Source organism: Azonexus sp. MM2026_4 (genome assembly GCF_055901855.1).
Genome location: NZ_CM148380.1, coordinates 483,716 through 496,110, shown reverse-complemented (window position 1 = coordinate 496,110; position 12,395 = coordinate 483,716). Strand labels below are relative to the sequence as shown.

Below are 12,395 nucleotides of genomic sequence, written 5' to 3'. Positions count from 1 at the left end.
CATCAGTGATATTCCAGCCCCATCGCCTCGCGCACGTCGCGCATCGTCTCGCGCGCCAGTTCGCGCGCCTTCTCGCAACCGTCGGCGATGATGTTCTTGACCAGCACCGGGTCGTCGAGATACTGCTGGGCGCGCTCGCGCATCGGCGCCTGCTCGCGCAGGATGCCTTCGATCACCGGCTGCTTGCAGTCGATGCAGCCGATGCCGGCGGTACGGCAGCCTTGCGCCAGCGTCTCGCGCGTCGCCGCGTCGGTATACACCTGGTGCAGTTGCCAGACCGGGCAGCGTGCCGGATCGCCGGGATCGGTGCGACGCACGCGCTGGGTATCGGTCGGCATCGACTTGACCTTCTTGGCCACCGATTCCTCGGACTCACGCATGGTGATCGTGTTGTTGTACGACTTCGACATCTTCTGCCCGTCGAGCCCCGGCATCTTCGATTCTTCGGTCAGCAGGTAGCCCGGCTCAACCAGGATCATCTTGCCGGTGCCTTCCAGGAAACCGAACAGGCGTTCGCGGTCGATCGCCGACAGGTGCTGGATTTCGTTGAGCATCGCCTTGCCCTGCTCGAGCGCTTCCTTGTCGCCTTCCTGCTGGAAGCGCGTGCGCAATTCCTCGTAGAGGCGGGCCTTCTTGCCGCCCAGCTTCTTGACCGCGTCGCGCGCCTTGTCCTCGAAACCCGGTTCGCGGCCGTACATGTGGTTGAAGCGGCGCGCCAGTTCGCGGGTGAATTCGACGTGCGGAATCTGGTCCTCGCCGACCGGCACCTTGTCGGCGCGGTAGATCAGGATGTCGGCGCTCATCAGCAGCGGATAGCCGAGGAAACCGTAGGTCGTCAGGTCCTTGCCGGCCAGCTTTTCCTGCTGGTCCTTGTAGGTCGGCACCCGCTCGAGCCAGCCGAGCGGCGTCATCATCGACATCAGCAGATGCAGTTCGGCGTGCTCGGGCACCCGCGACTGGATGAACAGCGTCGCCTGATTGGGATCGACGCCAGCCGCCAGCCAGTCGATGACCATGTCCCAGGTCGCCTTCTCGATGCTCTGCGGGTTGTCGTAGTTGGTGGTCAGCGCGTGCCAGTCGGCGACGAAGAAAAGACAGGGATATTCGTGCTGCAGGCGGACCCAGTTCTTGAGGACGCCGTGGTAATGGCCGAGATGCAGCGCCCCGGTGGGACGCATGCCGGAAAGGACACGTTCTGCGTACATAGCGGTTGTCGTTTAGTAAAGACCGAAAAGGAATTCGATGGCGTGCGCCGTGAAGAGCACCAGAGGATTCATGATGTCGCCGAGGATACCGGTGAACAACAGGAGCAGCAAAATCGGGAAACCCCACGGCTCGATGCGCGAGAACTGCCAGGCCAGCCGGTGCGGCAGCAGGCTGACGGCGATCCGCCCGCCGTCGAGCGGCGGCAGCGGCAGCAGGTTGAGGACCATCAACACGCAGTTGATGATGATGCCGACCTCGGCCATGCGCGCCAGCGGCACCGCAAAGAAATCCGGCACCTGCCACGACAGCTTGAACATCAGCGCCCAGAAGCAGGCCATCACCAGGTTGGCGGCCGGCCCGGCAGCGGCGACCCAGAGCATGTCCTTCTTCGGCTGGCGCAGGCGGGTGAAATCGACCGGCACCGGCTTGGCGTAGCCGAACATGAAGTTCCCCGCCGAGAACAGCAGGATCGCCAGCGGAATCAGCACGGTGCCGACCGGGTCGATGTGACGCAGCGGATTGAGGCTGATGCGACCGAGCTGCCAGGCGGTCGGGTCGCCGAAATGGCGGGCCGCGTAACCGTGCGCCGCTTCATGCAGGGTGATCGCGAAGACCACCGGCAAGGCAGCGATGGCGATGGTCTGGATCAGCGCATTGATGTCGAGCATGTTCACTCCAGCCCAAAGGGCGCCAGCGGCCCGCGCCCGGCACGGATCAGCTCGGGAAAAGCACCGGTCAGGTTGACGACGCTGGTCGGCTCGATGCCGCAAGGGCCGCTGTCGAGGATCAGTTCGATCTGCTCGTCGAGCCGATCCTGGATTTCCCAACCTTCGGTCAGCGGCGCGTCGTCGCCGGGCAACTGCAAGGTGGTCGTCAGCAGGGGCTCGTTCAATTCCTCGAGCAGCGCCAGCGTCACCGGGTGGGCCGGCACCCGCAGGCCGATCGTCTTGCGCTTCGGATGCAACACGCGACGCGGCAACTCCTTGCTGCCTTCGAGAATGAACACGTAACAACCGGGCGTGGTCGCCTTGAGCAGACGGTACTGCGCGTTATCGACGCGAGCGTAGGTGGCGATCTCGGAAAGATCGCGCACCATCAAGGTCAGGTGATGACGATCGTCCATCTGCCGGATCAGGCGGATGCGATCCATCGCCTCCTTGTCGCCGAGATGGCAAGCCAGCGCGTACGAAGAATCGGTCGGCACGGCGACGATCGCACCATTGCGGATGAATTCCGCGGCCTGGACGAGCAGGCGCGGTTGCGGGGAATCAGGATGGATATTGACGACGCGGGCCATGGTTCAGTCGAAAAGACGCCACACCGGCTTGAGGTCCGGCGGCAGTTGAAAAGCCCGGCCGAGCTCGACATGACTTTCTTCCGGGCCATGAAAATCCGAGCCGCGCGAGGCGTGAAAGGCATAGTGCCGCGCCAGACGCGCGAAATGCAGAACATGGTCGGGTGAATGGCTGCCGCTCGAGACCTCGATCGCCTGACCGCCGAGATCCTTGAACTCGTCGAGAAACTTGCGCATGTCGCCACCCGACATCTTGTAACGCCCGGGATGCGCCACCACGGCGACGCCGCCGGCGGCACGAATCCAGCTCACCGCATCGACCAGCGTCGCCCAGCGGTGATCGACGTAGCCCGGCTTGCCCGGCGTCAGGTAATGCAGGAAGACCCCGGCAATGTCGCGGGCAATGCCGATCGACACCAGGTAACGGGCAAAATGGGCGCGCGAGATCAGGTCCGGATTGGTCACATAACCGAGCGCGCCTTCATAGACGCCGGGGATGCCGATTGCCGCCAGTGCCTCGCCCATCCGTCGGGCGCGTTCGACACGGCCGCTGCGCAGGCCTTCGAGGCCGCCGACGAGATCCGGGTGGACAGGGTCGAAGGCCAAGCCGACGATATGGATCGGCTTTTCCCGCCATTCGATCGAAATTTCCACACCATTGACGAAGCCCATGCCGGCCGCCGCCGCCGCTTCGGCGGCCTCGGCCAGGCCGCCGATGTCGTCGTGATCGGTCAGCGCCCAGCAATCGACACCGTTCGCCGCCGCCCGGCGGGCGACCTCCGCTGGCGGCAACAGGCCGTCGGAAACCGAGGAATGGCAATGGAAATCGAAATTGGCTGGGGTCACGGAAATCGGCAAAAAAGCAAACCGGGAGTTTATCACGAAGGCGGGAGTCGGCCGCCGTCCCTGGTGCGGCGCAACAAGTTGCTTGGACATCGATGTCCGGCTATAGTGCCAACCGTTCCACGGGAGAGCGCAGCACAGGCTGCCGCCGAAGGCGCAATTTCACCCGAAAACGCTCAGGCAAAAGGACCGCGGAACCAGTGGCAGGCCACTGAAACTCTGGAGAGCGATGACGGCCTACCCGGCTGCCATCCACCGATGGGGCAAATCTCTCAGGTATCGAGGACAGAGGGGTGAAACGCAAGATTCGTTCTTTCGTTTCACCCCTTTTCCGTTTCCAGAAACGGCTTTAACAAAAGCCAGCAAAGGATTGATATGCTGAAGAAAACAGTACTCAACGCCGCCCACCGCGCGCTTGGCGCCCGGATGGTCGATTTCGGCGGCTGGGACATGCCGGTCAACTACGGTTCGCAGATCGAGGAACACCACGCCGTGCGCAACGACTGCGGCATGTTCGACGTCTCGCACATGTGCCCGGTCGATCTGGTCGGCGCCGATTGCCGCCCTTTCCTCTCCCGCCTGGTCGCCAACGACGTCGCCAAGCTGACGGTTTCCGGCAAGGCGCTCTACGCTGCCATGTTGAACGATGCCGGCGGCGTCATCGACGACCTGATCATCTATTTCCTGACCGACACGCGTTTCCGCATCGTCGTCAATGCCGGCACCGCCGACAAGGACCTCGCCTGGATGCAGGCCAAGGCGGCCGAATGGCAGCTGGACGTGAGCATCACGCCGCGCCGCGACGGCGACAACGCGCTCGGCATCATCGCCGTGCAGGGCCCGAACGCCCGCACCAAGGTCTGGCAGGTGCTGCCCCAGGCCAAGGCCGCAACCGAAGGCCTGAAGCCCTTCTTCGCCGCCGAGGTCGACCAGTACTTCATCGCCAGCACCGGTTACACCGGCGAAGACGGTTACGAGATCATGCTGCCGGCCGACGAAGCCGAAACCATCTGGACCGCCCTCAAGGATGCGGGCGTCGCCCCCTGCGGTCTCGGCGCCCGCGACACGCTGCGCCTGGAAGCCGGCATGAACCTCTACGGCCAGGACATGGACGAGAGCGTCTCGCCGCTCGACGCCGGCCTGGCGTGGACCGTCGCCATGAAGGACGAACGCGACTTCGTCGGCCGTGCCGCACTGGCCACCAACGGTCAGCAGAAGCAGTTTCTCGGCTTGGTTTTGCTCGACAAGGGCGTACTGCGCGGCCACCAGAAAGTCATTACCAAACAAGGCGATGGTGAGATTACCTCAGGCAGTTTCTCACCAACGCTGCAGCAGTCCATCGCCCTTGCACGGCTGCCGCTCGGCGTTACCGTCGGCGACGAAGTCGAGGTCGACATCCGCGGCAAACTGCTCAAGGCCAAGGTCACCAAACCCGTTTTTGCCCGCAACGGCAAGACAGTTCAATAACCCCCATTCAGGAGAAAACCATGTCCAACGTCCCGTCCAACCTCAAGTATGCCGCCTCCCACGAATGGGTCCTGAAGAACGAAGACGGCTCCGTCACCGTCGGCATCACCGACCATGCGCAGGAAGCGCTGGGCGACCTGGTCTTCGTCGAACTGCCGGAAGTCGGCGCCCATTTCGCCAAGGAACAGGAAATCGCCGTCGTCGAATCGGTCAAGGCCGCCGCTGACGTCTATGCGCCGCTCGCCGGCACCGTCACCGAAGTCAACCAGGCCGCTGCCGACGCGCCGGAATCGGTGAACCAGGACGCCTACACCGCCTGGCTGTTCAAGATGACGCCGGACAACCTGGCCGACGTCGACGCGCTGCTCGACGCCGCCGCCTACCAGGCCGTCGCCGACGCCGCCTGAGAAGGACCGCCCATGCCGCTCAACCAAACGCTCTCTGTGCTTGAACAGCACGACGAGTTCATCGACCGTCACATCGGCCCCTGCGCTGCCGAGACTGACGAAATGCTGGCCGCCATCGGCGCCGCCAGCCTCGACCAGCTGATCGCCCAGACGGTGCCGGCGGCGATCCGTCTGCCGGCCGATCTGCCCTTGCCGGCGCCGCGCCGCGAACACGAGGCGCTCGCCGACCTGAAGGCGATCGCCGGCAAGAACACCATCGCCAAGTCCTGCCTCGGCATGGGCTACTACGACACGCTGACGCCCAAGGTGATCCTGCGTAACGTCATGGAAAACCCCGGCTGGTACACCGCCTACACGCCCTACCAGGCGGAAATCGCCCAGGGCCGCCTGGAAGCGCTGATGAACTTCCAGCAGATGGTGATCGACCTGACCGGCCTGGAGATCGCCAACGCCTCGCTGCTCGACGAAGCGACCGCCGCCGCCGAAGCGATGACGATGGCGCGCCGCGTCTCCAAATCGAAGTCGAACCGCTTCCTGGTCGACGCCGCCTGCTTCCCGCAGACCATTGACGTCGTCCGCACACGCGCCGGCTATTTCGGTTTCGAGGTCGTCGTCGCTGCCGCCGAAGCGGCGGACGGCGAATTCTTCGGCGCCCTGCTCCAGTATCCCGACGACAACGGCGAAGTGCGCGACCGCAGCGCCCTGATCGCCAGCCTCAAGGCCCGCGGCGCCACCGTCGCCGTCGCCTGCGACCTGATGGCGCTGGTGCTGCTCAAGCCGCCGGGCGCCATGGGCGCCGACATCGCGCTCGGTTCGAGCCAGCGTTTCGGCATCCCGATGGGTTTCGGCGGCCCGCACGCCGCCTTCTTCGCCACCCGCGAAGCCTTCGTCCGCTCGATGCCCGGCCGCATCATCGGCGTCTCCAAGGATGCCCGCGGCAACACCGCCTACCGCATGACGCTGCAGACGCGCGAACAGCACATCCGCCGCGAAAAGGCCAACTCCAACATCTGCACCTCGCAGGTGCTGCTCGCCAACATGGCCGGCATGTACGCCGTTTATCACGGCCCGCAGGGCCTGAAAACGATCGCAGCACGCATCCACCGGCTGACCGCGATCTTCGCCGAAGGCCTGAAGCGGACCGGCATCAAGCTGCTCACCGGGCAGTTCTTCGACACCGTCCATGTCGACCTCGGCGCCCGCGCCGAAAGCGTTTATCACGCCGCACTGGGTGCCGGCTACAACCTGCGTCGCGTCTCGGTTGGCGTCCTCGGCCTCTCCTTCGACGAGACGACGACGCGCGGTGACGTCGCCGAACTGTTCAAACTGATCACCCAGGTCACGCTCGACATGGCGACCCTCGACGCCCAGGTCGCAGCCGCCACGCCCGCCATGCCGGCGGCGCTGCTGCGCGGCGATGCGATTCTGTCGCATCCGGTGTTCAACACGCACCACACCGAGCACGAGATGCTGCGCTACCTGAAGTCGCTGCAGAACAAGGATCTGGCGCTCGACCACTCGATGATCTCGCTCGGCTCCTGCACGATGAAGCTGAACGCGACCAGCGAGATGATCCCGGTCACCTGGCCGGAATTCGGCGGCATTCACCCGTACGCCCCGCGCGAGCAGGTTGCCGGCTACCACGAGATGATCGGCGGCCTCACCGACTGGCTGAAGACCGTCACCGGCTTCGACGCCATCTGCATGCAGCCGAACTCCGGCGCCCAGGGCGAATACGCCGGCCTGGTGGCGATCGCCCGTTACCACGCCAGCCGCGGCGAAGCGCATCGCAAGGTCTGTCTGATCCCGAAATCGGCGCACGGCACCAACCCGGCCACCGCCCAGATGGCCGGCATGCAGGTTGTTGTCGTCGATTGCGACGACAACGGCAACGTCGATGTCGCCGACCTGCAGGCCAAGGCAGAGGAACACCAGGACGACCTCGCCTGCCTGATGATCACCTACCCGTCCACGCACGGCGTCTTCGAGGAAGCGATCAAGGACATCTGCGCCATCGTGCACGCCAACGGCGGCCAGGTGTACATGGACGGCGCCAACCTCAACGCTCAGGTCGGCCTGACTTCGCCCGGCTGCATCGGCGCCGACGTCAGCCACATGAACCTGCACAAGACCTTCGCCATCCCGCACGGCGGCGGCGGACCGGGCATGGGCCCGATCGGCCTCAAGGCCCACCTCGCCCCGTTCATGGCCAACCACGTGGTGGCCCCGATCGACGGCCCGCACGGCGGCCAGGGCGCGGTTTCCGCGGCGCCTTTCGGCTCCGCCTCGATCCTGCCGATTTCCTGGATGTACCTGGCTATGCTCGGCGGCGCAGGCGTCAAGAAGGCGACCCAGTTCGCCATCCTCAACGCCAACTACGTCGCCAGCCAGCTCAAGGACCACTACCCGGTGCTCTACGTTGGCAAGAACGGCCGCGTGGCACACGAGTGCATCCTCGACATCCGCCCGATCAAGGCCGCCACCGGCATCGCCGAGATCGACATCGCCAAGCGCCTGATGGACTACGGCTTCCACGCCCCGACGGTGTCCTTCCCGGTGGCCGGCACCATCATGGTCGAGCCGACCGAGTCGGAATCGAAGGCCGAACTGGATCGTTTCATCGAAGCCATGGTGGCGATCCGCGCGGAAATCCGCGAGATCGAGAACGGCACCTGGAGCGCCACCGACAACCCGCTGAAGAACGCGCCGCACACCCAGGCCGACCTCGTCGATGCCGAGTGGCGCCATCCCTACAGCCGGCAACAGGCGGTCTTCCCGCTACCCTGGGTAGCAGCCAACAAGTTCTGGCCAAGCGTCAATCGCATCGACGATGTGTACGGCGACCGCAACCTGAACTGCGCCTGCCCGCCGCTGTCTGCTTACCAGGACTGAAAACGCTCCCGGTAAAAACAAAAACGGCCTCGCAAGAGGCCGTTTTCAATTGCGAAAGAATGATTTCGTGTCAGCGCAACGCCTGACCATCCTTCTGGTACTGCGGCGAACGCGGGCCAAAAAGAATGCCGTTTGGCACACCGGCGCTCAGCAGCCGCGAACTCGTCATACCGGCGATCACGTGCCCTTGCTCGCTGACCGTTTCGATGATCTGCCGAACGACCGCCTTGACCAGCATGCCGATCAGACCGCCGCTATTGTTGTCGCTCTCGGCACTCGATGCCGTCGCCGAACCATGCCATAGCTGCGTGCCTGTACGCAGATCGACCAGCTTGGCCTCCGCCGTGACCCGCGTTTCGCTGGCAAGCACTTTGTAGGAGGTGCCGTAATCCTTGATGTTGATGTAGAGCGCCGCGTCGGCACCAAATATTTCGCGCAGCTTTGCTGGTGCCACTTCGTGGATATCTGCCGGCGCCGTCAGACCGTTGTGCCTGAAGGTTTCGTCGACCAGTGTGACCGGAAACACGTAATAGCCGGATTCGGCAAGCGGCGCCGTGGCATGGGAAAGCATGCTGTACGTCGCCTTGATGTCCGGAGACTGGTTGACCGGCGGCAGCACCAGTATCGACGCCGGCCTTGCCGCGCGAAACGCGGTGTAGTCGTAAGCCTGCTGTGTCGCACAACCGCCAAGCAGGGTCAGGGCAAGCGTCAGAAACGGCAAACGCAGCCGGGAAAGGGAACTGTGTTTCATCGCACGCTTTCCTGTTTCTGGTTTTTCTTGAGCAGGAAATCGAGATAGACCGAGCTTTCCGGAAAGCTCTGCTTCTCGGCCAGAAGATTCTGCTCGAACAGATCGGTGCGACCGGTCAGCCCGTACAGCATGCCGAGATGCGCCTGCAACCCCGGAGGGACATTGCGACCGCTCGCCTTGGCCTCTTCGCGAACCTTCTCGAGCTCGACGATCCCTTCCTCCGGCCCCTTGTCACCCTTGAAATGACTGTACTGGACTGCCTGAAAGCTCCCCCAGTGGTATAGCGGCTGGCGCTGCTGTGCGCAGCCCGCAAAGAGCACCGCGCTGGCGCACGCCAGCAGAAGCCATCCTTGGCTTGTCTTAACTTCCATTACCCCTCCTGCCGGAATCAATGAGCCGGACGCCAAGCGCCGCTTTCCACGCCCAGGACCAGACCATCGACCGCCTCCCGGATGGCAAGGTCGAGAACCTTGCCGTTCAGCGTCGAGTCATAGCTGGCCGTACCGCCAAAACCGATCACTTCACGATTCGACAGAGCATATTCGCCGGCACCGAAGGTTGAATAGATGACTTCCGATGTCTCGACATCGACCACGTTCAGCGCCACCTTCGCGTATGCCACCTGCTGCTTTCCACGACCGAGCAAACCGAAAAGCTGATGGTCGCCAATTTCTTTCCGGCCAAATTCGGTGACATCACCGGTGATGACGTAACGCGCGCCCTTCAGGGCTTGCTGCTTGCGGGAAATCTCCGCTTCCTGCTTGGTCTCGGTCAGGTTCTGGCGGTCAAGGACGGAAAAACGGTTGCTCTGTTGCAAGTGGGAAACCAGGATCGTCTTCGCCTGACTACCCAGACGATCGACGCCATCGGAGAAAACTCCGCGCATGAAGCTGGAGCGATTATCGAATTTGCCTACCGAAATCGGCTGGCGTTCGCCGACATATGGGCGCGCAGCGGCAGCGGTTTGCTGGGATTCGATCGCCCGCGACGTTTCGGTTGCGCATCCCGAGAGCATGGCGACCAAAGCCACAACAAAAATCACCAGGGCGTTTTTTTTCGAGTTCACCGTGATCTCCTTTAATTTCAAAAAAATTTGTCCAACGGGATAAACAACTTGCAAAATTCAATCCAAAGAAACGCCGCGATTGTCCGCCAATTCAGGAGATCCAGGCAAGAGAACCCTGCACGCACGAGACAAACATGGAATTTTTGAACCTGCTCAGGATGCCGAAAAGTTCGACTGAGACCCTCAACATGCATACCATGGAATACATTCGATATCCGGAAGACAAATGATTTCATCCCGATCTGATTTTTCCGGTCATGCCAAATGGCCGAACGTCCCCGCCTGTTATGAGTGGCTCTCGCTCGACCGGCGCGGGGACTGGCGATTGCAGGGAGAACGGGTGACGCACCGCGGCCTGATCGACTTTCTGAACCGGCAATACGCCAGTGACGAAGCGGGCCGTTGGTTCGTCCAGAACGGCCCGCAACGGGTTTACGTCGATCTTGCGGCAACGCCGTGGATATTCCATCGCGACGGCGCGGCCTTCGTCGCCCACACCGGTGCTTCGGCCGGTAAGATCAAAGCCGCGCTGCTCGACGACGACGGCAGCCTCTACCTCGACACCGCGCTCGGCATCGGCCTGCTCGACGACCGCGACCTGGCCGCTTTTCTCGAAGAGTGCCAGCCGAATGACGAAGCCAGCCTGCTACGGCTGATGACCGGCAGCGACAGTGAAATCCGCTGGCGCGACCTGTCGCTGCGTCACGTCGCGGCGGCCGAACTGGCGCAGCGCTACAGCTACATCCAGCAGCCGCGCCCGTAGATCGCTTCAGGACTCTCCCGGGTCTTCGTCGCTGGCCTGCAGCCACCACAGTAGATCCTCGCCTTGCAAGGGCGTCGGAATCATCTGGTTGCGCTTCCAGCGATAGACCGGACCGAACGGCAGGTAACGCGCCATCACCTGCCCCTGCTGGGTAACGCCGAAAAACGGCAGACCGGAACGGATCGCCGCGCGGATATCGTCGTGTGTCATGCGTTTGTCACCTTTTTTACAAACACCGTGAGTATCCCGCGCCGGAAGCTGACGGACAAGCCCCGCCGTTCATCGGGAAAATGGCGATGGCGGGCGGCTTTCCGGCAAAGCGCCGAACTCCGGACAACTGGCCCTTTTCTTGCTGCTTTTCTAGCTGCATGTCGCAGCCGCTCCCACAACCTCCACCGCCAAGCATCGACCACCATGACCCGAGCAACGATCGCCTCCTGGGCTAGCCGCCATATCGTCGATCCGATCGAGATCGACTGCGTCGTCACCCTGATGCTGAAGATTCTCGACGGCAAGTGCAAGATGAACGACGCCGACAAGAACGTTGCCATCGCGCTTTACGATGCCGTCGGTTGACGTCCGGGAAACCGTCTGGACGCAGCGAGCTGTCACGCACTGATCGAGGAAGCACGAACGGCCTGCGATGAGGCGCTGAGGATGCGCATCTACGAACAGCGCCTGCTTGCCGAAACGATGCTCTCGCGCCCGGTGATGAAAGCCTTCAAGTCCCGACTGCGCGAGGCCGGCATTCTGCAGCGCAGCAGCGACGATCACGCCGAAGTCTATTAGAACGGCGTCCTGGGCATGCCGAAGCGGCGAGCGCGGTATATGATGCATGCAACCCCATTGCCCGGACCCGCCTACCGGGGATCGTCATGCCGAAGAGCTCTCGCCTCGCCACCCTTTCCCGCCCGCTCTACGCGGCAGCCTTGCTGCTCGCGCTCAGCGCCTGCACCCCGCGGCTGCTCGCACCTTACGATGAAGTGACCGACCGCGCCGTCAGCGCGCTGCAACGCAAGACCGAGGCGCACCTGATTGCGCTCGAGGCAGCGACCGGCCCACCCGACTGCCGCTTCGAGCGACATCAACAGTTCTATACCGACGCCCGGATCGAGCTCAGCGCCCTCGCCGTGCGTACCGCCGCCATTCCCGGCAACGAACGGACCAGCGAGCAGACAGCGCTGCTCCAGCGCAGCCTGGAGAGCCTGCGGCAACTGCACCGGATCGATTGCCTCTCGCCGGAGCAGATCGCCATCCTGCGCATTCAGTTCAACAGCAGCTTCACCGCCATCCTCAAGCTGGAACTGGCGAAACGCCGCGGCGGGTAAACTTGCGTCATCTCCGGAGGAGCCTTCGATGAGTCTGAGCACAACGCAATTGAGCAAGGACATCCTGGCCGCATTGCGCGGCAGCCTGAGCGAGAAATGGCCGGAGATCCGCGAATATGGCGAGGCCGAAGCGAAGAAGCTGGCGCAGACCCTGGTCATGATCGAGACCCTGACGCTGTCGGGAAAGATCAACCCGGCGCAGGCGGCCCTCCATCTCGATATCCAGAAGAACGCGACCCGCAGCGTGCTGCTGACGCTCGAAGGCCTCGGCCTGCTCGCCGTCGAAGCCGCGCTCGACGCGGCGCTGGGCGTGATCCGCGAAACGGTCAACGGCGCGCTCGGCTTCACCCTGTTGTAACCCAACCATCCCGAGGAGAC

16 protein-coding genes and 2 riboswitches are annotated in these 12,395 nt (G+C 63.3%); of the genes, 8 read left to right on the top strand and 8 right to left on the bottom strand.

Going from position 1 to position 12,395, the window contains the following annotated elements; genetic code table 11:
- Positions 1-2: 2 nt before the first annotated feature.
- Genes AC0KWY_RS02160 through AC0KWY_RS02145 form a run of 4 tightly spaced genes read right to left on the bottom strand, consistent with a single transcriptional unit; the run spans position 3 to position 3,346 of the window.
- Positions 3-1,205, bottom strand: a complete 1,203-nt coding sequence (locus tag AC0KWY_RS02160) for a tryptophan--tRNA ligase (protein WP_474028019.1) — start codon at positions 1,203-1,205, stop codon at positions 3-5.
- 12 nt (positions 1,206-1,217) lie between these two features.
- The gene (locus AC0KWY_RS02155; RefSeq protein ID WP_474029692.1) at positions 1,218-1,865 is read right to left on the bottom strand and encodes a site-2 protease family protein; all 648 of its coding nucleotides are present in this window, start codon (positions 1,863-1,865) and stop codon (positions 1,218-1,220) included.
- A gap of 11 nt (positions 1,866-1,876) precedes the next feature.
- Positions 1,877-2,503: an L-threonylcarbamoyladenylate synthase gene (locus AC0KWY_RS02150; RefSeq protein WP_474028018.1), complete on the bottom strand. Its 627-nt coding sequence runs from the start codon at positions 2,501-2,503 to the stop codon at positions 1,877-1,879.
- A 3-nt stretch (positions 2,504-2,506) separates the two neighbouring features.
- The gene (locus AC0KWY_RS02145) at positions 2,507-3,346 is read right to left on the bottom strand and encodes a 3',5'-nucleoside bisphosphate phosphatase (RefSeq protein ID WP_474028017.1); all 840 of its coding nucleotides are present in this window, start codon (positions 3,344-3,346) and stop codon (positions 2,507-2,509) included.
- Positions 3,347-3,456: 110 nt separating this feature from the next.
- Positions 3,457-3,545, top strand: a riboswitch (glycine riboswitch).
- 7 nt (positions 3,546-3,552) lie between these two features.
- A riboswitch (glycine riboswitch) is annotated at positions 3,553-3,642 on the top strand.
- Between the two features lie 76 nt (positions 3,643-3,718).
- Here AC0KWY_RS02145 and gcvT point away from each other — a divergent pair.
- The 3 genes from gcvT to gcvP are packed head-to-tail and all read left to right on the top strand — an operon-like array spanning position 3,719 to position 8,109.
- Positions 3,719-4,810 carry a glycine cleavage system aminomethyltransferase GcvT gene (gcvT, locus tag AC0KWY_RS02140; protein ID WP_474028016.1) on the top strand — a complete coding sequence of 364 codons (1,092 nt, stop codon included), beginning with the start codon at positions 3,719-3,721 and terminating at the stop codon, positions 4,808-4,810.
- Between the two features lie 20 nt (positions 4,811-4,830).
- The gene (gene gcvH / locus AC0KWY_RS02135; RefSeq protein WP_474028015.1) at positions 4,831-5,217 is read left to right on the top strand and encodes a glycine cleavage system protein GcvH; all 387 of its coding nucleotides are present in this window, start codon (positions 4,831-4,833) and stop codon (positions 5,215-5,217) included.
- A 12-nt stretch (positions 5,218-5,229) separates the two neighbouring features.
- Positions 5,230-8,109, top strand: a complete 2,880-nt coding sequence (gene gcvP / locus AC0KWY_RS02130; RefSeq protein WP_474028014.1) for an aminomethyl-transferring glycine dehydrogenase — start codon at positions 5,230-5,232, stop codon at positions 8,107-8,109.
- Positions 8,110-8,179: 70 nt separating this feature from the next.
- Here the strand turns inward: gcvP and AC0KWY_RS02125 are convergent, their stop codons facing one another.
- Genes AC0KWY_RS02125 through AC0KWY_RS02115 form a run of 3 tightly spaced genes read right to left on the bottom strand, consistent with a single transcriptional unit; the run spans position 8,180 to position 9,926 of the window.
- The gene (locus tag AC0KWY_RS02125) at positions 8,180-8,860 is read right to left on the bottom strand and encodes a DUF799 domain-containing protein (protein WP_474028013.1); all 681 of its coding nucleotides are present in this window, start codon (positions 8,858-8,860) and stop codon (positions 8,180-8,182) included.
- Positions 8,857-9,231, bottom strand: a complete 375-nt coding sequence (locus tag AC0KWY_RS02120; protein WP_474028012.1) for a DUF4810 domain-containing protein — start codon at positions 9,229-9,231, stop codon at positions 8,857-8,859. The genes AC0KWY_RS02125 and AC0KWY_RS02120 overlap by 4 nt, the downstream gene beginning before the upstream one ends.
- A gap of 17 nt (positions 9,232-9,248) precedes the next feature.
- Positions 9,249-9,926 (bottom strand): CsgG/HfaB family protein, encoded by a 678-nt coding sequence (locus tag AC0KWY_RS02115; protein ID WP_474028011.1) that lies wholly within the window; start codon positions 9,924-9,926, stop codon positions 9,249-9,251.
- Between the two features lie 226 nt (positions 9,927-10,152).
- On the opposite strand from AC0KWY_RS02115, the gene AC0KWY_RS02110 reads away from it, so the two are divergent.
- Complete coding sequence (locus AC0KWY_RS02110; RefSeq protein WP_474028010.1) at positions 10,153-10,689, top strand: DUF2946 family protein; 537 nt, start codon at positions 10,153-10,155, stop codon at positions 10,687-10,689.
- Positions 10,690-10,695: 6 nt separating this feature from the next.
- Here AC0KWY_RS02110 and AC0KWY_RS02105 read toward each other — a convergent pair whose 3' ends face one another.
- Positions 10,696-10,899 carry a hypothetical protein gene (locus AC0KWY_RS02105; protein WP_474028009.1) on the bottom strand — a complete coding sequence of 68 codons (204 nt, stop codon included), beginning with the start codon at positions 10,897-10,899 and terminating at the stop codon, positions 10,696-10,698.
- A 204-nt stretch (positions 10,900-11,103) separates the two neighbouring features.
- Between AC0KWY_RS02105 and AC0KWY_RS02100 the strand changes: the two genes are divergently transcribed.
- The 4 genes from AC0KWY_RS02100 (at position 11,104) to AC0KWY_RS02085 (ending at position 12,375) form a co-directional block, all read left to right on the top strand.
- On the top strand, positions 11,104-11,265 hold the full coding sequence (locus AC0KWY_RS02100) for a hypothetical protein (RefSeq protein WP_474028008.1): 162 nt from the start codon (positions 11,104-11,106) through the stop codon (positions 11,263-11,265).
- 81 nt (positions 11,266-11,346) lie between these two features.
- Positions 11,347-11,478: a hypothetical protein gene (locus tag AC0KWY_RS02095; protein WP_474028007.1), complete on the top strand. Its 132-nt coding sequence runs from the start codon at positions 11,347-11,349 to the stop codon at positions 11,476-11,478.
- Between the two features lie 86 nt (positions 11,479-11,564).
- Positions 11,565-12,017 carry a hypothetical protein gene (locus AC0KWY_RS02090; protein ID WP_474028006.1) on the top strand — a complete coding sequence of 151 codons (453 nt, stop codon included), beginning with the start codon at positions 11,565-11,567 and terminating at the stop codon, positions 12,015-12,017.
- 28 nt (positions 12,018-12,045) lie between these two features.
- Positions 12,046-12,375 carry a hypothetical protein gene (locus tag AC0KWY_RS02085; RefSeq protein ID WP_474028005.1) on the top strand — a complete coding sequence of 110 codons (330 nt, stop codon included), beginning with the start codon at positions 12,046-12,048 and terminating at the stop codon, positions 12,373-12,375.
- The last annotated feature ends 20 nt before the right edge of the window (positions 12,376-12,395 follow it).

Coding starts and splice junctions, on each gene's coding strand:
- AC0KWY_RS02160 (WP_474028019.1), bottom strand. CDS start 1,205: ATGTACGCAGAACGTGTCCTTTCCGGCATGCGTCCCACCGGGGCGCTG.
- AC0KWY_RS02150 (WP_474028018.1), bottom strand. CDS start 2,503: ATGGCCCGCGTCGTCAATATCCATCCTGATTCCCCGCAACCGCGCCTG.
- gcvT (WP_474028016.1), top strand. CDS start 3,719: ATGCTGAAGAAAACAGTACTCAACGCCGCCCACCGCGCGCTTGGCGCC.
- gcvH (WP_474028015.1), top strand. CDS start 4,831: ATGTCCAACGTCCCGTCCAACCTCAAGTATGCCGCCTCCCACGAATGG.
- gcvP (WP_474028014.1), top strand. CDS start 5,230: ATGCCGCTCAACCAAACGCTCTCTGTGCTTGAACAGCACGACGAGTTC.
- AC0KWY_RS02125 (WP_474028013.1), bottom strand. CDS start 8,860: ATGAAACACAGTTCCCTTTCCCGGCTGCGTTTGCCGTTTCTGACGCTT.
- AC0KWY_RS02120 (WP_474028012.1), bottom strand. CDS start 9,231: ATGGAAGTTAAGACAAGCCAAGGATGGCTTCTGCTGGCGTGCGCCAGC.
- AC0KWY_RS02110 (WP_474028010.1), top strand. CDS start 10,153: ATGATTTCATCCCGATCTGATTTTTCCGGTCATGCCAAATGGCCGAAC.
- AC0KWY_RS02105 (WP_474028009.1), bottom strand. CDS start 10,899: ATGACACACGACGATATCCGCGCGGCGATCCGTTCCGGTCTGCCGTTT.
- AC0KWY_RS02100 (WP_474028008.1), top strand. CDS start 11,104: ATGACCCGAGCAACGATCGCCTCCTGGGCTAGCCGCCATATCGTCGAT.
- AC0KWY_RS02095 (WP_474028007.1), top strand. CDS start 11,347: ATGCGCATCTACGAACAGCGCCTGCTTGCCGAAACGATGCTCTCGCGC.
- AC0KWY_RS02090 (WP_474028006.1), top strand. CDS start 11,565: ATGCCGAAGAGCTCTCGCCTCGCCACCCTTTCCCGCCCGCTCTACGCG.
- AC0KWY_RS02085 (WP_474028005.1), top strand. CDS start 12,046: ATGAGTCTGAGCACAACGCAATTGAGCAAGGACATCCTGGCCGCATTG.